Annotated in this window: 14 protein-coding genes; 8 read left to right on the forward strand and 6 right to left on the reverse strand. The window is 66.6% G+C overall.

Going from position 1 to position 23,630, the window contains the following annotated elements:
- Positions 1-104: 104 nt before the first annotated feature.
- Positions 105-503: a MauE/DoxX family redox-associated membrane protein gene (locus ABGB08_RS42685; RefSeq protein ID WP_347602740.1), complete on the forward strand. Its 399-nt coding sequence runs from the start codon at positions 105-107 to the stop codon at positions 501-503.
- 57 nt (positions 504-560) lie between these two features.
- Positions 561-2,381, forward strand: a complete 1,821-nt coding sequence (locus ABGB08_RS42690; protein WP_347602743.1) for an ABC transporter ATP-binding protein — start codon at positions 561-563, stop codon at positions 2,379-2,381.
- Between the two features lie 34 nt (positions 2,382-2,415).
- Here the strand turns inward: ABGB08_RS42690 and ABGB08_RS42695 are convergent, their stop codons facing one another.
- Positions 2,416-2,757 (reverse strand): cupin domain-containing protein, encoded by a 342-nt coding sequence (locus tag ABGB08_RS42695; RefSeq protein ID WP_347602745.1) that lies wholly within the window; start codon positions 2,755-2,757, stop codon positions 2,416-2,418.
- A 178-nt stretch (positions 2,758-2,935) separates the two neighbouring features.
- Between ABGB08_RS42695 and ABGB08_RS42700 the strand changes: the two genes are divergently transcribed.
- Together ABGB08_RS42700 and rph are read left to right on the forward strand one after the other, a co-directional pair.
- Positions 2,936-3,232, forward strand: a complete 297-nt coding sequence (locus ABGB08_RS42700) for an NUDIX domain-containing protein (protein ID WP_347602748.1) — start codon at positions 2,936-2,938, stop codon at positions 3,230-3,232.
- Between the two features lie 643 nt (positions 3,233-3,875).
- Positions 3,876-6,473 carry a rifamycin-inactivating phosphotransferase gene (rph, locus tag ABGB08_RS42705; protein ID WP_347602751.1) on the forward strand — a complete coding sequence of 866 codons (2,598 nt, stop codon included), beginning with the start codon at positions 3,876-3,878 and terminating at the stop codon, positions 6,471-6,473.
- 26 nt (positions 6,474-6,499) lie between these two features.
- Here the strand turns inward: rph and ABGB08_RS42710 are convergent, their stop codons facing one another.
- Positions 6,500-6,925: an MmcQ/YjbR family DNA-binding protein gene (locus ABGB08_RS42710; protein WP_347602754.1), complete on the reverse strand. Its 426-nt coding sequence runs from the start codon at positions 6,923-6,925 to the stop codon at positions 6,500-6,502.
- A 172-nt stretch (positions 6,926-7,097) separates the two neighbouring features.
- Here ABGB08_RS42710 and ABGB08_RS42715 point away from each other — a divergent pair, with 172 nt between their 5' ends.
- The 3 genes from ABGB08_RS42715 to ABGB08_RS42725 all read left to right on the forward strand — a co-directional run bounded on the left by ABGB08_RS42715 (position 7,098) and on the right by ABGB08_RS42725 (position 8,110).
- Positions 7,098-7,322, forward strand: a complete 225-nt coding sequence (locus tag ABGB08_RS42715) for a type II toxin-antitoxin system VapB family antitoxin (protein ID WP_347602757.1) — start codon at positions 7,098-7,100, stop codon at positions 7,320-7,322.
- Positions 7,319-7,720 carry a PIN domain nuclease gene (locus tag ABGB08_RS42720; protein WP_347602760.1) on the forward strand — a complete coding sequence of 134 codons (402 nt, stop codon included), beginning with the start codon at positions 7,319-7,321 and terminating at the stop codon, positions 7,718-7,720. The genes ABGB08_RS42715 and ABGB08_RS42720 overlap by 4 nt, the downstream gene beginning before the upstream one ends.
- Positions 7,721-7,849: 129 nt before the next feature.
- On the forward strand, positions 7,850-8,110 hold the full coding sequence (locus tag ABGB08_RS42725) for a hypothetical protein (RefSeq protein WP_347602762.1): 261 nt from the start codon (positions 7,850-7,852) through the stop codon (positions 8,108-8,110).
- A gap of 344 nt (positions 8,111-8,454) precedes the next feature.
- On the opposite strand, the gene ABGB08_RS42730 is transcribed toward ABGB08_RS42725, so the two are convergent.
- Positions 8,455-9,144 carry a DUF3800 domain-containing protein gene (locus ABGB08_RS42730; RefSeq protein ID WP_347602765.1) on the reverse strand — a complete coding sequence of 230 codons (690 nt, stop codon included), beginning with the start codon at positions 9,142-9,144 and terminating at the stop codon, positions 8,455-8,457.
- Positions 9,145-9,309: 165 nt separating this feature from the next.
- On the opposite strand from ABGB08_RS42730, the gene ABGB08_RS42735 reads away from it, so the two are divergent.
- Positions 9,310-11,514 (forward strand): NACHT domain-containing protein, encoded by a 2,205-nt coding sequence (locus ABGB08_RS42735; RefSeq protein ID WP_347602768.1) that lies wholly within the window; start codon positions 9,310-9,312, stop codon positions 11,512-11,514.
- A 1,503-nt stretch (positions 11,515-13,017) separates the two neighbouring features.
- Here ABGB08_RS42735 and ABGB08_RS42740 read toward each other — a convergent pair.
- Genes ABGB08_RS42740 through ABGB08_RS42750 form a run of 3 tightly spaced genes read right to left on the reverse strand, consistent with a single transcriptional unit; the run spans position 13,018 to position 23,602 of the window.
- On the reverse strand, positions 13,018-13,191 hold the full coding sequence (locus ABGB08_RS42740; protein WP_155352247.1) for an MbtH family NRPS accessory protein: 174 nt from the start codon (positions 13,189-13,191) through the stop codon (positions 13,018-13,020).
- Positions 13,188-18,524 (reverse strand): amino acid adenylation domain-containing protein, encoded by a 5,337-nt coding sequence (locus tag ABGB08_RS42745; RefSeq protein WP_347602771.1) that lies wholly within the window; start codon positions 18,522-18,524, stop codon positions 13,188-13,190. The genes ABGB08_RS42740 and ABGB08_RS42745 overlap by 4 nt, the downstream gene beginning before the upstream one ends.
- Positions 18,521-23,602, reverse strand: coding sequence for an amino acid adenylation domain-containing protein (locus ABGB08_RS42750; RefSeq protein WP_347602774.1), 5,082 nt, complete (start codon positions 23,600-23,602; stop codon positions 18,521-18,523). Before ABGB08_RS42750 ends, ABGB08_RS42745 begins: the two co-directional genes overlap by 4 nt.
- Positions 23,603-23,630 lie beyond the last annotated feature (28 nt).

Genomic DNA, 23,630 nt, shown 5'->3' on the forward strand with positions numbered 1-23,630 from the left:
GCGATTGGCGCGTTACGCCTGCTCAACTTCACCAACATCGCCGATGGAACCCGATGGGCACGCGACAACTTCGAACACCCACTGATCGCTCTCGGTCTCACGATGTGAGAACGCATTCAGCCCTGGCCGCAATCCTGATAATAACCGCCGAGCTGGTCGCCGCTCTGTCGATACCGATAGGCCTGCTGACGAGCTCGGCTCTGCTCGTGTATGCTTTCGCCCTTTCTGTTGTGCTTTGCGTGGTATTCAATCTGGCGATTATCACCATGATTCATCGAGGCAGCTCCGTGACCTGCAACTGTTTTGGACGACAGGCGTCGGAATTTTCCGCCCGGCATATCGTGCGCAATACCCTGCTTGCGGCCGCAGCTGTCGTCGGTATGCTCAGCGCCGACGTCGGGGTCAGCTCTTGGACCATGGAAACAGGAATCACCGTAGCCGCGGGATTGGTCCTGTCGTTTCTGGTCATCCTGATGGACGACCTGGTAGATCTCTTCACTTAAACGAGCAGGTCCCGCCATTTCCCGGCATGGTTTGGATGTCAGATTTCCATGAAATCAATGCGAGACAGCGTCCACACGACCGCCAGGGCATTTACCTTGGCCTGGCAGGCGAGGTCACGGCTCGTCATCCTGGCGGTGGTCATCGCCGTGACCACCGCCGCGGTACCCGTCACCGTCGCGTGGCTGACCAAATTCATTCTGGACGCCATCGTGATGAACCTGCCAGCGAGGACGCTGCTCGTTCTCGCGAGCCTGCTCGCGACGCTGGGGCTGGTCTCGAAGGCACTGGCGGAGGGTTCGCGCTACTGCCAATCAGAGTTGGACAGATTGATCGCGCTGAAGGCGCAGAGCAGGCTGTACGTCGCACTCAACCGGCTGCCCGGACTCGCGCATTTCGAAGATCCCGCCTTTCTCAACCAATTGCAGCTGGCCCAGACCATGGGCGGTCGCACCCCCAGCCAGATCCTCTCCGGGTTCCTGGCCATCGCCGGAGCGACCCTGGGCATCGCGGGTTTTGTCGGATCCCTGTTCTCCCTCAGCCCGATCATGGCCGGTGTGATCCTCATCAGTGTGGTGCCGACCCTGCTGGCGGAGATTTCACTTTCCCGGCGCCGGATCTCCATGCACATGAGACTCGGTCCCCTCCAACGACGGGAGATCTTCTACGCCCAGTTGATGACCGACGGCCAGGCCGCGAAAGAGGTCCGGCTGTTCGGCATCGGCTCCTTCCTGCATACCCGGATGGTCTCCGAGCGGCAGGCGGCGAATGCAGAGAACCGGACGTTGGATCGGCGTGATCTCGTAACCCAGCTCGCGCTTGGCGGCCTGGCGGCGCTGATCGCGGGAAGTGGTCTGGTCTGGACCATCATCCGCGCTCATGACGGTGCCCTGCTGGTCGGCGACATTGCGATGTTCATCGCCGCTGTGCGAGGGATGCAGGGTCAACTCGCCGGGCTCATCGGCCAAATGGCGCGAACCCATGAGCAGATCGCGTTGTTCAGGAGTTTCCTGGCCATCGAGAGCACAGAACCAGACCTTGTCGTGGCGCCCCACCCCGCACCTGTCCCTTCCCTGTCCCAGGGCATCAGGCTGCACGATGTCTGGTTCCGCTACAGCGAAGCTCATCCCTGGATTCTCCGTGGCGCGTGCCTCGAGATTCCGGCCGGAACGTCGATGGGGCTGGTGGGCCTGAACGGCGCGGGAAAGAGCACGATAGTGAAGCTCCTGACCCGCATGTACGACCCGAGCGCAGGGCGTATCACCTGGGACGGAATCGACCTGAGGGACTTCGAGCCAGGGGAGCTCAGAGCCAGAATAGGCGCCGTCTTCCAGGACTTCATGGCGTACGACATGTCGGCACGGGAGAACATCGCGATCGGCCGACTCGAACTCATGAAGGACACACTCGCCATCAAAACCGCCGCTCACGATGCGGGAATCGACGAAACGCTGCACTCCCTGCCCCGCGGCTACGAAACCCTCCTGACTCGACTGTTCATCGACGAGCCCGACCAGGACGGCGACACCACCGGGATATTCCTTTCCGGCGGGCAATGGCAGCGGGTGGCGCTTGCCCGCGCGATGCTCCGCCGTGACAGCGATCTCCTGATCCTCGACGAGCCGAGTTCCGGCCTCGACGCGGAAGCGGAACACGAGGTCCACACCCGCATAGCGGCCCTGCGAAACGGCCGGACAAGTGTGCTCGTCTCCCACCGACTCGGCTCCATCCGGCACGCCGACACGCTTGCCGTCCTTCAGGACTGCGTATTCGCCGAGATCGGCCGCCACGACGAACTCCTGACCCAAAACGGCCTCTACGCCCGCCTGTTCAGACTCCAGGCATCCGGCTACCGCGACCCGATCGTCACCCGCGCCTAACCCCTTCGACAGTCACCGGGAGCGCTCTGGGGCATCAGGCCAGGGACCCGGTGCGCGAGCCATAGGCCGGCCCGAACACGACCAGCAGTGCCAGATCCTCAGTGATGTCCACAAAGCGGTGCTCCTCACCTGCCGGAACGAAGATCACCGCTCCAGGGCCGACCTCCGCCTCACCACTCGCCGCCACGACCCGGGCTCGACCTGCGGTCACCACGTAGATCTCGTCCTCGGTGTGCGGACTTTGGTCGTCGACCCCGCCAACCGGGATGCAGTACGTCCCAACGGACAGGTCTGGCACCTTGTGCTGCTCAACCCAGTCGTTGGCAGCCCCGGCGACGGGCTGCGCCCACTCCCCCGCACCCTTGATGATCTGCATGGCGGCCAGCGTACCTCCCGGTTCCAGGCACCTGGAGATACGGCGGGCGACGGCCGTCCTCGGCAATACACCACCGGGCACGAACCACCGCAAGCTGTCGCTTCAGCCATCGCCAATCACATACGTCGGCTATCGTCACGCCGGTAGCGGACTATCCCGGCGGAAGGGTTCCGGCTCGATGACGCAGCGCCAGCGGGTCACGGTCGATGTCCACGTCATCCTGGAGCAGGCCGGGCACATCCTGTTGTGCCTCCGCGAGGGGACCGGCTATGCCGACGGCCTGTACTGTCTGCCCTCAGGCCACTTGGACGAGGGCGAGACCATCGTCGACTGTGCCATCCGGGAAGCCCGGGAAGAGGTCGGCAGTCACCATCGACCCGAAACACCTGCGACCCGCCACCGTCCTGCATCACCTCTCACCCGAAGGCCGCCCACGGGTGGGATTCTTCTTCGTTACGCGCACCTGGACGGGTGAACCAACCAACGCCGAACCGGGCAAATGCGCAAAAGTCGACTGGGTGCCAGCGGACTTGCTCCCGGACAACACGGTGCCCTACACCATGGCAGGCGTCGCACATTACCTGGCTGGGAAAACGGTGGGCTTGCACGGCTGGTGAGGGCCAACGCAAAAGACCCCCGGCCCCTCAACCGGATGGACTTCCTACGCAAGACGGCGATCATCACCGGGATCAGCACGAGGATGGTGTAGACGTGAGCGGCAAGAACCGGGACGGCCGGGCCCAGATCTCGCTCCTCGCCACTTCCAACGTATAGCGCGCAGGGAGGCTTGCGGCAAGACCCGGGTCTTGCCGCAGAATCGGCGGCCGGACACAGCGCCGACGAGGAAATGGGGGGCACGACGTGGGTGTGTTGTCGATGTACGGGGAACGCGGCAACCTCGAACCGCTGATGAGATTGGCGGTGCAGTTGCGGGCGTTTGACGCGGAGGTGCGGGGGTGCGCGCCGTCCGACCGGAAGCAGCGGCCGGCCGACTCGTCAGAGGGAAGCCAACCAGACATGAGGACGTGCCCAGCAAGAGGTTCGACACAGCTCGAGGCGCCGGTGATTCGATCGGCCAGTGCAGTGCGACGGAGCACGGCTGCCTCGGAGGTATCGCAATGATCGAGCAGTACGTGCTGGATCTTCAAGAGGTTGACGAGACGCAGGTCGCGGTCGTTGGCGGCAAGGCCGCGCACCTGGGCGGGCTGTCGCGGATCGAAGGCATCCCCGTGCCGGCCGGGTTTTGCGTGACGACGGCCGCCTTCCGGCGGATCATGGCGGAAGCGCCGTCGATCGACGATCGGCTCGATCAGCTGTCGCGCCTGAACCCGGATGACCGGGAGGCGATCCGCACGCTCAGCGCGGAGATCCGCCGGACCGTCGAAGGGATCGCCATCCCGGGCGATCTGGCGGCGGCGATCACCCGCGCGCTCGCCCAGCGAGGCGAGCAAGCCGCCTACGCCGTGCGATCCAGCGCGACGGCAGAGGACATGCCGACGGCCTCCTTCGCGGGCCAGCAGGACACGTACCTGAACGTCGTGGGGCCGGCGGCGATCCTCCAGCACCTCAGCCGGTGCTGGGCGTCGCTGTTCACCGAGCGGGCCGTGACCTACCGCCTGCGGAACGGCTTCGACCACCGGAAGGTCCACATGGCCGTGGTCGTGCAGCAGATGGTCTTCCCGGATGCGGCCGGCATCCTGTTCACGGCCGACCCCGTCACGGGCAACCGGAAGGTCGCCACCGTGGACGCCGGCTTCGGTCTCGGCGAGGCCCTGGTTTCCGGCCTGGTGAACCCGGACGTCTTCAAGGTGCGCGACGGCGAGGTCGTCGCCGAGGCGATCGCCGCCAAACAGCGTGCCATTTACGCCCTGCCGGCTGGCGGAACGCAGGAAGTGGCGATCGACCCGCAGCGGCAGGAGCAGCCGGCGCTGACGGATGCGCAGGTCGTGCGGCTCGTGCAACTCGGGCGGCGGATCGAAGCGCATTTCGGCCGCCCGCAGGACATCGAATGGTGCCTGGTCGACGATGACTTCCAGATCGTGCAGAGCCGGCCGATCACCACGCTGTTCCCCATCCCCGCGGCCCGCGACCGGGAGAACCACGTCTACCTCTCCGTTGGTCATCAGCAGATGATGACCGACCCCATGAAGCCACTGGGGCTGTCCATGTGGCAGCTGACGGCCATGGCGCCGATGCACGAGGCCGGCGGGAGGCTGTTCGTCGACGTCACCCGGCGCCTGGCCTCGCCCGCGAGCCGCGCCGGCCTCCTGGAGCTGGCGGGGAGGTCCGATCCGCTGATCAGGGACGCGCTGGAGACCGTCCTCGACCGCCACGACTTCGTCCCGGCGCTCCCGGACGGCGATCCCGGCGGACCGCCGGTCGGCGGCGCGTCCGCCCCGATCGAGACCGATCCGGCCATCGTCACCGAGCTGATCGACCGCAGCCAGGCGTCCATCGCCGCGCTGCGGCGCGACATCCGGACGAAGACCGGACCGGCGCTGTTCGACTTCCTGCTGGAGGCCTTCCAGGAACACAAGCGAGTCCTCAGTGATCCATTGAGCATGCAGGCGATCATGGCGGGGATGGAGGCCACCTGGTGGCTCAACGACCGGCTGCGGGAATGGCTGGGCGAGAAGAACGCGGCCGACACCCTCACGCTGTCCGCCCCCGGCAACGTCACGTCGGAGATGGGACTGGCGCTGCTCGACGTCGCGGACGTGATCCGCCCGCATCCGGAGGTGGTGGCGTTCCTGCAGGGCGTCGAGGACGACGGCTTCCTGGACGAGCTGCCGAAGTTCGCGGGCGGGACCGAAGCGCGCGACGCCATCGAGGCCTACCTCGACCGGTACGGCATGCGCTGCGTCGGCGAGATCGACATCACGAGGCCGCGTTGGCGCGAACGCCCCACCACGCTCGTGCCCGTGATCCTCGACAACGTCAGGAACTTCGAGCCGGGCGCCGCCAAGCGGCGCTTCGAGCAAGGACGGCAGAGGGCGCGGAAGAAAGCGCAGGAGGTGCTCGAACGCCTGCGGGCACTGCCGGACGGGGAGCAGAAGGCCGACGAGACCAAGCGGATGATCGACCGGGTCCGGACCTTCATCGGCTACCGGGAGTACCCGAAGTACGGCATCGTCAGCCGCTACTTCGTCTACAAGCAGGCCTTGCTGGAAGAGGCCGAGCGCCTCGTGCGGGCCAACGCGCTCCCCGAGAAGGAGGACGTCTTCTACCTCACGTTCCAGGAGCTCCACGACGTCGTGCGCACCAACCGGGTGGATGACAAGCTCATCCAGCAGCGCAAGGACGCGTTCCGGTCGTACCACGCGCTCACGCCGCCCCGGGTGCTCACATCGGACGGCGAGGTCATCGCCGGGGCGTACCGACGCGACGACGTGCCGGCCGGCGCCCTGATCGGCCTACCGGTCTCCGCCGGGACCATCGAAGGACGCGCCCGCGTCATCCTGGACATGGCCCAGGCTGATCTCGAACCGGGTGACATCCTCGTCACGGCCCACACGGACCCGAGCTGGACGCCCCTCTTCGTCGCCATCACAGGCCTGGTGACCGAGGTCGGAGGATTGATGACACACGGCGCAGTGATCGCACGGGAGTACGGCCTGCCGGCTGTCGTCAGTGTGGTGGATGCCACCCGGCTGATTCCCGATGGGCAGCGGATCCGCGTGCACGGAAGCGACGGGTACGTCGAGATTCTGCCTTGACTGACCACTCAGAAGGCAAGGGACGATCACGCCGGGGGATGTGCGCGGAGCCAGGCTGCCACTCTGCGCGCCGATGCGCGGGACAGCCACGCGTCCTGGACCACCTCGGCCAGCTCGTTCCGGGTGAGCTCGCCGATTCGACTCCCCCGCAGCAGCACCGACGGGTGACCGTCGAAGTGCGCGTTGGTAAAGAACGGCGACGCCTCGTCCTGAACCAGCGCCTGCTTGTCCGCCTCGGACGCAACCCAGAAGACGATCACATCCACATAGCGCTCCCCACTGTCAGGGTCGACTGCGTCCGGCCGTGGGTTGCGGAAGAAGATGAACGACTTCCCGCCCACTTGATAGACCGGATTGTCGCCAGTCCCGTACACGACGGTGACATGCGGCATGGACAGAGCCAGTTCGTGCACGTCCTCGACGCGGGCGGGCCAGCCTCCGTTATCGGACACAGGCCCCAGCGTAGGCGGCTCCCGGTGAAACGTCCGACCCTGCTGAACTGCGCGCGGTTCCTCAACATCACGGTCCCGTACGGCGAGCAGAGATCCCGCCGCCGGTAGCTCCCCGTGATCGACACTCCTGATATACTAATCTGAATTCATATATACGAGTGAGGAGGCTTCCATGACCAAGACCCTGATCGACCTCGATGACGAGGCCCTGGCCGAGGCCGCGAAGCTGCTCGGCACCTCTTCCAAGAAGGACACCGTCAACGCCGCCCTACGAGAGATCGTCGACCGGCGCAGACGGGCAGCGGCCATAGCTCGCATGCGTGAGATGGTGGCCGAGGGAGAGATCGACTTCTCGGTCATCGAGAAGGGTGACGGCGGACACCAGGCGGTGGCGTGACAGAGCTCTATCTCATCGACACCAGCGCCTTGGTCCGCTTCTACCGCGGTCAGGTCGGTTCGGAATGGGATCAAACGGTTTCCGCCGGGCTTGTTGGCATCTGTGAGCCGGTCAGGCAGGAGTACCTCCGAGCGGTCGGCGGCCGACCAGCCTTCTACGAGGCCGACAGCCTGCTCCAGGAGACCTTCCCGTACTACGTCATCCCTGAATCGGCGTGGGACGAGACAAGCCGACTGCAGCGCGACCTCGCCGACAAGGGGTGGCACCAATGCGCCTCTCCTGTCGATCTGCTCATGGCGGTAACAGCTCGGCATCACAAGCTCACCGTGCTACACGCAGACGCCGACTTCGACACCATCTCCCGCCTAAGCGGACAGCCAGCCCGTTGGATTAGCTGACTCGGCACACGCTGCGCCACGCCAGAGCGATACAGACACATTGTATGAGCAGGCACTGACGAACCCCTGCTTTGGCCACGGCGATCAACCCCGAATTCCGGCCGGACCGGGGAACGCGCCGGCCTCGCCTTGCTGGTCACCGCTGCCCCGGACATTCTGGAGGAGCGGCTACGCGAGCGCGGCATGCATTCCCGGTTCGAGCACGAGGGCTCCAGCCATGCCGAGACTGCCCTGTATCAGGAGACGACCGGGCCACTGACGGAGGACGGCCTCGATCTACTGGAATACACCACCGGGCACGAACCACCGCAAGCTGTCGCTTCAACCATCGCCGATCACCCGTACCAGTCCAAGGGCTTGATCACCCGCAAACCATCTCCCTGGACGTGAACTGAGGCGCTCGCCATTCATATCGCGGAGTACGGGACCGGCCAGGAAGGGCTGATCTTCACCAGCGAGCGCACGTGCGCGCTCAACACCGCATTTCCCGAGCCGAGAACGGCGAGATCCTCATCCCCGTCGAACACGTGCAGGCAATGGACACCGCGCCGAACGCAGGCTGGCGCTCCTGGCGATACGCCAGAGCGCCAGCACACCGTTGCTTCGCACCCATCGGCCGACCGACCTGCTCACGCGGGGTAGCAAGCGGCACAACCTGTGCTATCGTTGGGACTGCGGACCCGCCCCACACATGTGGACTAGCGGGTCTAGCTTTTTTGGTGCCTATGTTCTGTTCAGAGCGCCAGCGGGCCAGAGTTGACGTCGCATGTGAGCAGGTACTCGTCGTACCACTGCCAGGCAAAGCGCTTGCCGGGGTGGCACAGGAGGCTCTGATAAGCGGTCCAGGCCACCAGGTCCGCCATCTGCACCCAGGCGGAACGGTGCGCCGGTACGAACAGCGGGTCCTCAATGATATTGCGGTGAGCGAGCTTCAGTGCGCGGTGCGCGTTATAGTACCCAGTCGCGGTGCCGTCGCCATCCATGAAGATCATGCCGAACTCGCCCGCAGCGCCCACGCGGGCGTCAAGGTTCGCAACCAGTACCTCGTACACCTGGTCGCGTTCGACCTGGTACGCGCCTCCGCGCATGCTCGTGCGTCGATACGCCGTTCCGGTCTTCAGCGCGGGTGTGCTCCCGATCGCAGCGAGGGCTTCCCTCATCACGATGGACCGATTCTGCTTGCGCCGGTTCCACCCGAGGTTCGTGGAGGGGTTGCCGATTCCACGGATGAACTTCGTCGCGTGCAGTTCGTAGGCGGGCGGAATGCCGTACTGAGCGTACAGCTCCTTGCGGAGGTCGAGCCAACCGCGAAGGATGAGTCGCCAGTCCTCAATGGCACACTCGATCCAGGAGTACACAATGAAGCCAGTGCTCTCGGCGCCGGAGTCGTCGATATAGAAGAGCCGGACAGGCGCGGTGGTCATGACAGTCCTCCTCTGAACGCTGCCCGTGAGACCGCGCAGCCGACTTGATCATGTTTGCCATCGCGTCGACGCTCCGGCTCGACGGCACCTGGCAGATTCGTGTAAGATCGTTTTTACGCCCTCTGAGCGTAGAGTACCCTGCTTCGTAACGCAACCGAGGGGACAATGTCGACAAAGAGCAGCGAGGTTGGCGATATCGGTCCGTCCCAGGCATTCGCCTCTGCACTACAAGACCTTCACGCCAAGGCAGGGAAGCCGAGCGCCCGCCGGTTGGCCACGGAAATCGGCACGGTCAGCCATACAACGGTTGCCGAGGCGCTGAGTGGCCGACGTGTTCCCACATGGCCTGTCGTGGCGAGCATTGTTCGGCAACTGGGCGGGGCAGACGTCGAACCGATCTTCCGTCGGCTATGGGCGGCAGCCACTAACGAATCACCGGCGCCAACAGAACATGAACGCGAAGATAGCGCCTTCCTAGGTCGTTACCTAGAACTCGCTGCCGGCTACTACGCAATGCTGCACGGATTGGGTGTTTCCGGCTTCTACCGGGCCAGCATGGACGATATTTTCGTACCACCGAGACTTGCTGAAGGCCGGATCTCGCCCACAGGGTCCCACCCCACTTCGATCGACTTCGCAGAGTTCTCTAACAACAATATTCATCGCACGGTGCTGTTGGGGGATCCGGGTTCAGGCAAGACTACTCTATGCCACGCGCTTATGCGATACTACGCAGTCCATGATGATCTTCCAACGCCGTTCTTCATCCCTCTTCGTGAGTTCGCAGCCGAGTTTCCACCGCCTCAATCCATCATCGGATTTATCGAGAGGCGTGTGGAAGCCGTGCTTCAAATCCGTCCACCAAGGGGGATGGTGGAGAGACAGATTGCGGGCAGTCCCACGCTAGTCATATTTGACGGCCTGGACGAGGTCCTAAGCCCACCCCACCGAGCGGAGGTCGTCTCCATCATCGAACTATTCGCCAAGGAGAACCCGATCTCTCGGATTCTCGTTACCTCGCGAGTAGCTGGGTACAGCCCGTCTCAGCTTGATCCGAGTACCTATGAGACTTTTCGAATCGAAGATTTCGACGACGCGCGTGTTGCGCGGTATGTACACCGGTGGTTTGCTAGGGATGGCTCCCATTCTGGGGAAGCAGACAGACGTGCCGACGCTTTCCTCAAAGAGACCATGGATCTCTCGGGTCTGCGCAGGAATCCACTCCTTCTAACGTTTCTCTGCGAACTCTACCGCAGGACGCGAAGCATTCCTCGCGACAGGCCGCAGATCTATGGACAGCTTATGGGTCTAATGTTTCAGCAATGGGATGCAAGCCGGGGCATCGCGTGGTCCATGCAGGCTCGCCCACTTGTCGCGCCAGTACTTGGGAATCTAGCTCTCAAGATGCTGGGAGACGACAAGCACGAGTTCACCGACAGGGATTTCCTTCGTACAACTCGCAAATTCCTTGAAAGCAGGCGCGAATTCGTTGAAGCCGATCAAGCAACCCACGAAATACTGGATTTCCTCCAAAATCGGGCCTGGGTGCTTGCCAGCATAGGGATGCGGGACGACGGGCAGGAGACTTATCGGTTCGTCCATAAATCATTTATGGAGTACCTGGCCGCTCAACAGCTTGTTCGCATCAGCGGCGGACCGGAACGGTTGGCGCAGGAGCTCTTGGCTCGTGTCTCAGCGCCTCAATGGATCGCTACTGGGAAGCTCGCCATCCAGCTTGTGGATCAGAATTTTGATCGCGGTGCGGCAACAGCTATCGATTGGCTACTGAGCCATTCGGAGACGGTTGCACCAACCGAGCGAAGTCAGATTCTTCACTTCCTATCAGACACCTCCCAAGTCACAGATCTACCGAACCCTCTGAGAGGTCGAATTGCTACGGCCGTCGAGTCGACCGTGGGCGACTACTCTGACAGATTGGCCGGCCTCGATCATCCGGACGATACATCATCCCACCTCGATTCCGCTCGCTGGCCCATCAGCTCGGCCGTGCCCAAGGGCGTTGCCGATGGGCTGGCGACCGTCCAGGACCTCTTGCAGCAATCGCAATCCAATTCGGAACTGGCGCTCGTTGCTGTTACGTGGATATGGGCGACCTTTGAAGCAAGCATACGGGGCATTCTTCCGCCCCATGAGGGCCCGCTCGCGAGTCCCGTCGAAGCGGCCGGGAATCGAAAACTCATCACTCCCGAAGAAGCGCAAGTACTCACCCAAGCGCTTCAGATGCGTAACTCAATCGCACATGGCCAGAGACCGACAACAATTAGGCATGCCTCCGCCGTGGAAGTCGTAAGAGCGGTTCATAATGCCATTTCCGCAGTCTTTGAGCGAGCGCGTGAGCCGGCCCGCTGATCCCGCCACGGCTGATCCGGCCCTCCCTCGCCGAAATCCGCCTGGTCCTGGGCCGCCTCTTGATCCCCCCACCGCCATCGACCACGTCCTGGCCTGGTCGCACTTCCGACTTGTCCACCAAACCCGGGCGGCCACTACCATCGGCGAGGCGATCCCCTCCCTCAAGATCTGCGAATGTAGTACCAGATCCGTCGCCAATTGGCCGTTCACCAGGGCGTCGGACATCTTGGAGCGCTGAACGGGCGACTGAGTTTATTCTTCCCCAAATCCGTCATAATTTGCGGAACGGGCATCAGAAGGAAAAGGTGGAAAATGTTAGACTCATCCCGTGAACACGAGACGCGCGACTTAACTGAATCAGGTGGCACGACCACACGCACTCGGGCGTCAGGGTATAGAACAGTTATTTGATGATCGTCCGAATTGACAACATATACGGTTGCGGCGGGCTCGTTGGCAATCTGAATGGCCTCAAGTGGCAGGTCCTGAGATCTGGGGATCGTTACCAGAAAGGGAATAATAATAATCAATAAAAGCATATTCTTGGATCTCTCTATTCCCATTGACGCATATACGATTGCCCGACGAGCACTCATAACCGTCAAGCCATACGCGGCGAGATAAAATAGTGGCAGGAAAAGACCTCCCAATATTGATACGAGTACCAGAATCTCCCGCCCCCAGGGAGTTCGATATGCTATTCCCGCGACCAGTGCCCCCATGACGCTAAAGACGAGAGGAAATGAAATGGCAAAACTGGAGTATGCAAACGCGGGCAGGTCTATCTTATGTGCTAGGGCAAGGATTGCGTCATAGCTGCCATGCGCAAGGTAATAGATCCGAGCCAGCGCTATACCGACTGGGAACAATACTAATAGGAGCCCAATCGTCCCGCTGTGGTTTTTTAAGAAATCCGCAAGGTCAGCCTCAGTAGAGTGAGCGTTAGTTGCCGATGATTCTTCTTCGACGCGACTATGGGGAGGGCGGCGAGTGGGGGGCCTGCTCTTAGACGGAGACGCAGGCTCAAACCAATCTCTCATGCTTAGAGTGGTCCTTAGCTTTTCGGAATGATAGTCCAGCGCCCCGTGAATGTGTCCATAGCTACGCTATCGCCATGCGCGTTGGATGCGAGCCTGCCTTATTCCGGAGTCGCCTCCTTTTCTCCGGATGTCCTGATTGTGCCGTTGTGGATTCCTTGTGCCATTCCTCCACTTCCAATCGGAAATAACGGAGCGGAATGCTCACAGGCCCGTCGCCCAAACGAGGAGGTTGCTCACAGTTGCCATATACCAGTGTCCATTCACGGGCTCTCGTGACCTGTGGCGCTGGCCCGGTTTGATCACGGCAGTCTGCTCGTCGAGCATGTTGTCTCGTGCCCGAGATTCCCCCGCTCACAGCCGAACAGGGTCGTATTCCACTGCTGTGCGAAGACCAAGAGGCCCATCGCGGTGATCGCGATGGGCCCCTGATCGGCGGAGCCGCCTTGGGAATCGAACCCCAGGGTCAGTGGCGGGCGCTGAGGGGGCGCATGTCCGTCCAGACCTCTTCGATGTGGGCCAGGCATGCCTCCTTCTCGCCGGAGAAGCCCTCCGCGCGCCAGCCGTCCGGGACCGGGCGGTCGGCGGCCCAGATCGAGTACTGCTCCTCGTCGTTCAGTACGACCAGATACTCGCTCACACTTTCTCCTTCTTCTTAAAGGATCGGTTCTTCAGGGTTTCGAAGCCGATCACGTCGTCGGGTAGGGCGTCTGGGACCAGGTCGTCGAAGCGCCACAGGCCCTTGATCCATCGGGCCACGAACACGGCGGAGGCCATGATCAGGGCGAACAGTACGTACATGAAGGCGATGCCGCGGCCGTCGCCGGTGCCGATCACCGCGCCGACGGTGTCGGCCAGCAGGCCGCCGGGGGCGAACATGGGCTCAAAGAGCGCGGTGCCGTACGGGGCGACCAGGCCGTAGCCGAGGGGCAGGGTGGAGAACGCGACCAGCTGGTTGAGGGCGAAGACGCGGCCGTGGAACCGTTGGGGCACCTTGACCTGGATGATCGTGGCGTAGATGCCGTTGAGTACGGTGAGCGACAGGAACATGCCGAAGACGCCGGCGGAGATCACCAGTAGGTGTTCGTGGGAGCCGACCACGATCGCGGCGGCGGACAGGGCCACGGTGGACCAGAGTTGGCCGCGCAGTCGCAGTCGCCGGGGGCCGCCCCAGATGGTCATGATCAGGCCGCCGAGGAAGACGCCGAGGCCGCCGAAGAATGTCACCCGGCCTACGTCGGCGAGTTCGGCGAACGACAGGACCAGCGGCGAGATCAGGAGGAACAGGGGCGACATGAACAGGTTGACGACCGCGAAGAAGAGCAGCATGCGGCGGATGCCGTGGTTGCCCCAGGTGTACTTGAAGCCGTTGACCATCTCGGTCAGCATCGGCTCGCGGCGGCGCCAGGCCATCGTCTTCGGGAAGCGGACCAGCAGTACGGTGATGATCGCGACCGAGTAGCTGATCACGTCGATGAGCAGGATGCCGCCGAGGCCGATGACCGCCATCAGACCGGCGGCGATGAGCGGCACCACCAGCAGCGCGATGCCGTTGACCATGCCCATCAGGCCGTTGGCGTGCCCGAGGAATCGTTTCGGGACGAGCTGCGGGATCGCCGATCCATACGCGATGCGCTGGAAGGTGAGCGCGATCGACAGGCTGACCAGGAGCGGGTAGATGTGCCAGACCTGGAGGTTGCCGGTCCAGGTCAGGATCCCGAGGGCGAGCTGGGTGGCGCCCGCCGCGATGTCGCTGAACAGGATGACCTTGCGGCGGTCGAAGCGGTCGGCCACCGTTCCGGCCAGGGGGGCCGCGAGCATGCCGGGGACCAGGGCCAGGACGGAGAAGAGGGCGAAGTTGGCGAGGGAGCCGGTGGTGAGCAGGATCCACAGCGGCAGGGCGAACTCGGTCAGCGCGGAGCCGGTGATCGAGACGAGCTGTCCGGCGGCCAGCGCGGCGAAGCGGCGCATGCTGGGCTTGGGCCCGATCCGCACGTCCTGCTCGGCGCCCCGGCGGGAGACGCCCTGCAGCCACCAGGTCTCCTCGCCGGTGGTGCGTTCGAGGGCGGCGGTGTCCTCGTCGAGGATGGCCCGGTGGGTGCCGGTGACGATGTCCGCCAGCTCCTCCGCCCGATATTTCATGAAATAGTGGGCGGCTTCGTCGAGGACGACGCAGGCGGCGGTTTCGGCCACGCAGTGCCACTCGCGGAAACGTTCCTGGTAGTACTCGACGGCCGGGTCCCGCTCACCGACCACGGCGATGACCGGGGAGGTCAGCGGGGTCAGCTCCTGCTCGAAGATCTGGGCGAAGTAGCGTTCCGCCTCGCGGGTGCCGACCCTGCGGTTCTTGACGATCAGCCGGAGTTCGTCCTGGTCGAACTCGGAGACGTCCAGCCCGGCCGCGCTGAGCGCGTTGATCCTGCCCTGGTCGCCGCCCAGCTCGTCCCACCACTCGCCGAACCTGGCCATCGGGCCGCGCGGGCGGGCGAACGGGAAGACTCCTCCCAGGTAGACGGCCTCCGCCGGGCGTCCTGCCTCCGCCAGGATCCTGGCGGCCTTGGTGGTGAGCATCACGCCGAGGCCGCAGTGGCCGTACATGATGACGGGTCCGGTGACGGTGTCCAGGATCTCCTGCGCGTACGCGGCGGCCACCTCGTCGATGGGCCGGGGTTCCTCGCCCAGCTCGTTTCCCGGTACGGCCAGCGAATAGAGCGCCCAGTCGGCCGGCATCACGTCGGCGAGGGGTTTGTAGATGACGGCGCTGCCGCCGCCGTAGGGCGCGCAGACGAGGGTAGCGGTGGTCGTACGGGCGGGAGTGAGGCGGTGGAGGAGCCGGTCGGGGCCCTTGACCGTGTCAGGGTCGAGGAGGTGAGCGAGCTCGCGGACGGTCGGATGCTTGAATAAATCCAACAATGTCGTGGTATGTCCGGCCTTGCGGAGGCGGGCGACGACCTGCATGGCGAGCAGGGAGTGGCCGCCGAGGTCGAAGAAGTCGTCCAGCACGCTGACGCGTTCCAGGCCGAGCACGGCGGCCCAGATGGCGGCGACGGTCTCCTCGATGGGGGTGGCGGGGTCGGTGAACTCGGCGCCGAGGGCGGGGCCGCCGGTCGGGTCGGGGAGCGCGGCGCGGTCGACCTTGCCGTGCGACTTGAGCGGCAGCCGGTCCAGCCAGACGTAGCGGGCGGGGACCATGTAGTCGGGCAGGCGTTCCTTCAGCCAGGCGCGCAGCTCGCCGGACTCCTCGCCGACCAGGTACGCGACCAGGCGCTGGTCGCGCAGGTCCACGACGGCCTGGGTGACGCCGGGGTAGGTGGCGAGGACGGTCTCGATCTCGCCGAGTTCGACGCGGTAGCCGCGGACCTTGACCTGCAGGTCGCGGCGGCCGAGGAACGCCAGGTCGCCGCCGGGCAGCCAGCGGCCGAGGTCGCCGGTGCGGTACAGGCGCGTGCCCGGCGGGCCGTACGGGTCGGGGACGAACTTCTCGGCGGTCAGCGCGGGCCTGTTCAGGTAGCCGCGGGCCAGGCGCTCGCCGCCGAGGTTGATCTCGCCGGGTACACCGACCGGGACCGGGCGGCCGTGCGCGTCGAGCAGCCGGACCAGCGCGCCCGGGAGCGGGCGGCCGATGGGCAGCAGGCCGGTGGCGGCGGTGACCTCGTGGGTGGTGACGCCGACGGTGGCCTCGGTCGGGCCGTAGTGGTTGACCACGCGGACGCGGGTGGCCAGGTCGGCGGCCCATTCGGCGGGGGCCGCCTCGCCGCCGAGGATGAGGAGCTTGCGGGGCAGGATCTCGGCTGGTTCGGCTTCGGCGAGGAGCGCGGCCAGGTGGGAGGGCGTGATCTTGAGGTAGTCGGCGGGACGTCTGCGGAAATATTCGGATAAGTCGGGGGCGGCGGTTCGGGAGGGCAGGAGGTGCAGGCAGCCGCCGGTCATCAGGGACAGGTAGAACACGGTCACGCCGAAGTCGAACGCCAGGGATTGCAGCAGCGCGAACGCCGAACCGGGTGCGACCTGGAAACGTTCGTGTACGCCCGCCAGATATGTCATGACTTCGCGGTGCTGGACGGCGACGCCCTTCGGCCGTCCCGTGGTCCCGGAGGTGAAGATCACATAGGCGAGGTCGCCGGGCGTGACCCCGCTGTGCACGGGCGTGTCCTGTCCGCCCTGGTCGTCCACGTATACGGGGGCGAGCCCGTCCGGCAGCAGTTCCTCGGTGGTGACCGCGATCCTGATCCCGGCGTCCGCCACCATGTACGCCACCCGCTCGGCGGGCAGTTCCGGATCTATCGGGACATAGGCGGCACCCGATTTGAGCACTCCGACGATGGCCACCGCGAGCTCCGCCGACTGCTCCAGACAGACCGCCACCCGATCCCCCGGCCTGGCGCCATGGTCTCTGAGGCGGTGCGCGAGCCGGTTGGCGCGCTGGTCGAGCTCCCTGAACGTGAGCGAATCCGGTCCGAACACCACGGCGGGGGCGTCCGGCGTGCGTTCCGCGGCGGCGGTGACCAGGTCGTGCAGCAGGTCGCGGTCGAGCGGCGTGGCCGGTTCCGACGTCCCCAGGGCAAGCACGCGCTCGTGCTCCCCTGGCGGCAGCAGATCGAGCTCGGAGATCCGGGCGTCCGGGTTGGCGACGATCGAGCGCAGCAGGGCGTCCAGCGAGGCCGCCATGCGGGCGACCGTGTCCTCGGTGAACAGGTCGGTGCTGTAGATGATCGCGCCGCCCATGCCCTCGAAGCCCTCGTACAGGTAGAAGGCGAGGTCGAACCTGCTCACCTGGACATCGGCGGCGAACCCGCTCACCGCCACCGCGCCGGGCGCGGACGCCGGACCGCTGGCGTAGTTCTGCAACGCGAACATGACCTGGAAGATCGGCGTCCGGCTCACATCACGTTCGACGTTCAGCTCGTTCACCAGCTGGTCGAACGGCAGCTCCTGGTGCGAGAACGCGTCCAGGGCGGCTTCCTTGACCCGGCCGAGCAGCTCGGTGAACGTGGGGTCGCCGTCCAGGTCGGCGCGCATGGCCAGGGTGTTGACGAACATGCCGACCATGCCGTCGAGCTCGGGCAGGCCGCGCCCGCTGACCGGGCTGCCCACGGCGAAGTCGTCCTGCCCGGACCACCGCGACAGCAGCACCTGCAGCGCCGCCATGAAGGTCATGTACGGCGTCGCCCCGCACGAGGTCGCCAGCGCGCCCACGGCGGCTTCGAGGCGGGCGTCGACGCCGAAGCCGTACCCGGCGCCGGCGGAGCCCTGTTCGGCGGGGCGGGGCAGGTCGGTGGGGAGTTCCAGCGGGGGGACTCCGACTAGGCGGTCCCGCCAGTAGGTGACGTCGGCCTGGTAGGCGGGGGTGCCGGTGCGTTCGCGCTGCCAGGCGGCGTAGTCGCCGTACTGGATGGGCAGGGGGGTGAGCGGGCGGCCGTCGAGGGCGGCCAGCAGGTCGCCGAGGAGGACGTCGCCGGACCAGCCGTCGGTGATGGCGTGGTGGGCGGCGAGCTGGAGCACGTGCTGGCTGGGGCCGAGGCTCACCAGTGTGGTGCGCAGGAGCGGACCGGTGGCCAGGTCGAACGGCCGGGCCAGGTCGGCGGAGATCAAGTCCCTGGCCTCCTCGGGGGTGTCCGCGGTCAGGATCGTCAGGTCGATCACGGGCTCGCCGGAGATCACGACGGCGGGCAGGCCGTCCTCGGACGTGGTGAAGCTGGTGCGCAGGGTCTCGTGCCGTTCGGTGACCTGGATCAGCGCGTTCCTGAGGTTGCCGGGGTCGAGCGGGCCGTCCAGCCAGACCGCGAAGGGGACGATGTAGGACGCGGTTCCGGGGCGGTACTGCTCGAGGAACCACAGGCGTTCCTGCGCGTGGGAGAGCGGGGGGACCGTGCCGGGCGGGCGGGGGGAGATCGAGGCCGCCGCCGTACGGCGCCGCAGGCGCTGTTTGAGCAGGGCTTGTTTGGCCAGAGACAGGTCAGGTGTACTGGTCACGGGGACTCCATGAGGCGCAGGGCTTCCTCGTCGGACAGGTCGTCCAGCTCGGCGAGCAGGATGTCCTCGACGGTCGCCGCGAGGTCCGCGACGGTGGTGTGGGTGAACATGGTCCGGATCGGCACCTCCACGCCGACCACGGCCTTGAGCCTGGCGGCCACCCGGATGGCCAGCAGCGAATGGCCGCCGAGCAGGAAGAAGTCGTCGAACGCGCCGATGCCCTCCAGGCCGAGCAGCTCGCTCCACACGTCGGCGACCAGGGCTTCGGCGTCGGTTCTCGGCGCGACGAACGCCTCCTCGCGGGAGGGCTCCGGGTCGGGCAGGGCGAGGCGGTCGAGCTTGCCGTTGGGGGTGAGCGGGAGGGCGTCCAGGCGGACGAAGGTGCTGGGGATGTGGGAAGAGGGCAGGCGGGCGATCAGCTGCTCGCGCAGGCCGGTGGTGTCCCCCACCACGTACGCGACGAGGTTGTCGGCCCGGACGGTCACCGCGGCCCTGCGGACAGCGGGAAGGCTTTCGAGTACGGATTCGATCTCGCCGGGCTCGATCCGGTGGCCGCGGAGTTTGACCTGGTCGTCGTTGCGGCCGAGGAATTCGAGGGTGCCGTCCCAGCGCCAGCGCACGAGGTCGCCGGTGCGGTAGAGGCGGGTTCCGCCGGGTCCTGGGACGAATCGTTCTGCGGTCAGGGCCGGGCGGCCGAGGTAGCCGTGGGCCAGGCCGAGGCCGCCGATGACGAGCTCGCCGGGGGCGCGGGGCGGGACCGGGCGGAGCAGGTCGTCGACGACGGCGACCTGGGTGTTGCCGATCGGGCGGCCGATGGTGATCTCGGCGGGGTCCTCGGGGACCTCCCAGGCGGTGGACCAGATGGTGGTCTCGGTCGGGCCGTACACGTTGATCAGGCGGGAGACGCGGGCGCGCAGGTCGCGGGCGAGGCCGGAGGGCAGCGCTTCCCCGCCGACCAGGGCGGTCACCTGGGGAAGCTCGGCGGTCATGAGGACGCGCCAGCCGGACGGGGTGGCCTGGACGTGGGTGACACCCTGCTCGGTGATCAGCTGGGCGAGCTCCTCGCCGTCGAGCGCGTTCCCGGCCATGATGATCCGCCCGCCGGTGATCAGCGGCAGATACAGCTCAAGTCCGGAAATATCGAAGGAAAGGGAGGTCAGCGCCAGCCAGACGTCGCCGGGGCCCGCGTTCAGGAGGTCGCGCATCGAGATCAGGAAGTTGGCGAGCGCGCGGTGCGGGACGACGACGCCCTTGGGGCGGCCGGTGGAGCCGGAGGTGTAGAGCACGTAGGCGGGGTCCTCGGGGAGGACCTCGACGTCGAGTTCGCCGTCCTCGGTGATCGGCTCTCCGAGCCGGATGGTCGGGCCGTCCCAAGTCGCGTCGCCGTCGGTGAGCAGGGCGCGCGGTTTGGCGTCGTCCAGCACGAATGCGATCCGCGCCTCGGGATAGGCGGGATCCAGCGGCAGGTAAGCCGCGCCCGCCTTCATCACAGCCAGCATCCCGGTGAGCGAGGCCACCGATCGTTCCGCCAGCACCCCGACGACGTCGCCGCGCCCGACGCCCAGCCGCCGCAGGCGCAGCGCGAGCCGCCGCGACGCCGCGTCGAGTTCGGCGTAGGTCAGGCCGTCGACGGCGATCCGGTCGCTCGGCTCGATCAGGCCGAGCAGCGTGGGCGCGGGCAGTTCGAGCTCCGGGCCGCGCGCCGACTCGGCCAGGAACGCGTCGTCCTCCAGGGTGCGCATCGACAGGACGGACAGGCGAGTCGTCGGGTCGGCGGCGATGTCGTACAGGGACTCGACCAGCCGCGCCGCCAGCCGCTGCACCGTCCGCGCGTCGAACAGCCGCGCGTCGTAGTCGAAGACCAGGTTGAGCCCGTCCGGCGCCGGCCACGCGGTCAGCGTCAGATCGAACGCCGTCTTGATCGCCCCCGCGTCGTACGGCTCGTGCCGCAGCCCCGCGAACGTGGCCGGCATGTTGCCCTCGGCGGTCTGGCTGTGCAGGATCAACATGGTCTGGAACAGCGCCGTCTGCCCGAGCTCGCGCCGTACGCCAAGGATGGACTTGAGCCGTTCGACCGGGATCTCCTGATGCGCGAGCGCGTCCACCAGCGTGGCCCAGGTCCGGCGCAGCAGCTCGTGGAACGGCGGATCGCCGTCCAGGTCGGCGCGCAGCACCAGCGTGTGCGCGAGATACCCGATCACCGACTCCAGCTCGACCCGGCCCCGGGCCGCCGTCGGCGAGCCGATCGCGAAGTCCAGCTTGCCGGTGTGGCGGGCGAGCAGTGCCTGGTAGGCGGCGAGCAGGACCATGAAGAGCGTGACGCCGCTCTCCCGGCCCGCCGATTCCAGACCGGCCACCAGGTCGGCGGGCATGTGCTCGTTGTGCACCGCGCCCTGCCTGACCAGGTCGAGCGGGCGCGGCCGGTCCAGCGGGAGTTCCAGCACGGGGACTCCGGCCAGTTTCTTCTTCCAATGCGCCAGCGCGGCCTCGCCCTCGTCGAGGGCTTCCCGCTTGAGCTGCCAGATCGACACGTCTCCGGCCTGTACGGGCAGCGGGGGCAGGTCCACACCCTCGTACAGGGCGGCGAGCTCGCTGAACATCACGTTGATCGACCAGCCGTCGGCGATGATGTGGTGCATCGCCACGCAGAGCACGTGATCTTCGGGGCTGATCTGGATCACCGACACCCGGATGGGCGGGGCCGCCGCCAGGTCGAACGGGATGTTGACCCGTTCCGCGCAGAATTCCCGCGCCTCACGTTCCGGCAGCTCCGCCCATTCGATCTCGACCTCGCGCGGCGGGTCGATGACCAGGACGGGGCGGCCGTCGTCGGCGGGGAAGCGGGTGCGCAGCGACTCGTGCCTGGCGGCCAGGGCGGTGAACGCGGCGGCGAAACGGTTCCGGTCTAGCGGGCCGTACAGCCGCCTGGCCAGGTACATGTTGCTGGAGGCGTCGCCGGGGGTGAAGTGGTCCATGAACCACAGCCGCTCCTGGGCGGCCGACAGCGGCACCGGCGCGCCCTCGGGGCGGGGTTCGAGCGGGATCACGCCGGGGTCGGCGCCGATCGCGGTGGCCAGCGCGGCGACGGTGGGATGGGCGAACAGCGCCCGGACGGGGACGGGCACGCCGAACGCCTTGGCGAGCAGGGCGGCGGCGCGCGGGGCCAGCAGCGATCTGCCGCCGAGCGCGAAGAAGTCGTCGTCGGCGCCCACGCCGTCCACGCCGACGACCTCGCCGAACACGCGGGCGATGAGACGTTCGGCGGGGTTGGCCGGGGGGCGTCCGGTTCGCTGGGCGGGAGCGGGTTCGGCGCGGACGACCGGGCGTGCGGCGAGCCCCTCGGCCCGCCAGGCCGCGCCGCCGAGCGTGACGCCCGGGAACAGCAGGTCGGCCAGCGGGCGCTCCGGGCCTGCCACGACGGCGTCGAGGAGAGCCGTGAACCGCGCGGCGAGAGCGTCGATCCTGACGTCGTCGAACAGGTTCGCGTCGTAGGTGAACACGAGGGAGAGCGCGTCGGCGGTCCGCCAGGCGTCCAGCGTCAGGTCGAATCGCGCGGGCACGTGGTCGAGGTCGAACGGCACGCAGGACGCGCCCGCGATCTCGACCGGCTCCGGCATCGTGTCCAGGGCGAGCATGGTCTGATAAAGCGGGGTCTGGCCGGTGTCCCTGGCCAGGTCCAGGTCGGAGAGCAGGCGCTCGACCGGGATCTCCTCGTGCGCCATCGCCGCCAGCACCGTCGACCGGGCCCGAGCCAGCAGATCCGCATAAGTCGGGTCTCCGGACAGGTCGGCGCGCAGCACCAGCACGTTGCCGAGCCGCCCGGCCACCGCCTCCAGCTCGACCCTGCTACGGCCCGCCGTGGGCGCGCCGACCGCGAAATCGTGCTGGCCGGTCTCCGCCGACAACACGGCCTGGTACGCGGCGAGCAGCACGGTGAACAAGGTCGTGCCATGGCGCTGGGCCAGCTGCTCCAACGGTCCCACCGGGATCCGCACGCGCATCGACCTGCCGCGCCGCGACGCCACCGCCGGGCGGGGCCGGTCGGTGGTCAGGCGCAGGACCGGTAGCCCGTCCAGGCGTTCCCGCCAGTGCCGCAGCGCGTCGGCGCCGGCGCCGAGCGCCTCCCGGCCCTGCTGCCAGGCGATCACGTCGCCGTGCTGGACCACGGGAGCGTCCCTGCCGGGGTCGGCCAGGTCTTCGACCAGGACGTCGAGCGACCATTCGTCTCCGGCGATCGCGTGGAAGACCACGCAGAGGATGTGGTCGCCGGAGGCCAGCCGTACCAGCGAGATCCGGACGGGCGGGGCGGCGGCCAGGTCGAACGGCGCGTTGACCCGGGCCGACAGCAGCGCTCGCGCGTCGGCTTCGGTGGCGGCGGTGAGATGGTCGAGCGCAACCTCGCCGGGTTCCTCGATGACCGCCACCGGGCGGCCGTCCACGTCGGGGAAGCGGGTACGCAGGGCTTCGTGGCGGGCGATCGTGGCGGCGAGCGCCGCCTCCAGTGCGGGCACGTCGAGCGGGCCGCGGAGCAGCCGGGTCAGGTGCATGTTGTAGGAGGCGTCGCCCGGGTCGAAGCGGTGCAGGAACCACAGCCGTTCCTGGGCGGGCGACAGCAGCACCGGCGTGCCGGGCGGGCGGGGCTCCAGCGGCACCGACACCGTGTCCAGGCCGTCCAGGACCGCCGCGAGACCCGCCACCGTCGGGGCCGCGAACAGCTCTCCGACGGGGATCTCCACGCCCAGCCGCCGGGTCAGCCGGGCGGTCACCTTGGTGGCCAGCAGCGAGTGCCCGCCGGCCGCGAAGAAGTCGGCGTCCGCGCCGACCCGCTCCAGGCCGAGGACCTCGGCGAACGCCTCGGCCACGACCCGCTCCGACTCGGTGCGCGGCTCGATCTCCCCGGCCCCGGCCACCGGCGCGGGCAGCGCCCGCCGGTCCACCTTGCCGTTCGGGGTCAGCGGCATCGCCGCCATCGGCACCACGATCGACGGCACCATGTACGGCGGCAGCCGCTCGGCCAACTCGTCCCTCGGATCGTCGTTCTCGCCCACGACGTACGCGACGAGGACGTCCTTGTGCACCGTGACGATGGCCTGCCGGACGCCCGGG

This window comes from Acrocarpospora sp. B8E8 (assembly GCF_039871605.1).
GTDB classification, from domain to species: Bacteria; Actinomycetota; Actinomycetes; order Streptosporangiales; family Streptosporangiaceae; genus Acrocarpospora; species Acrocarpospora macrocephala.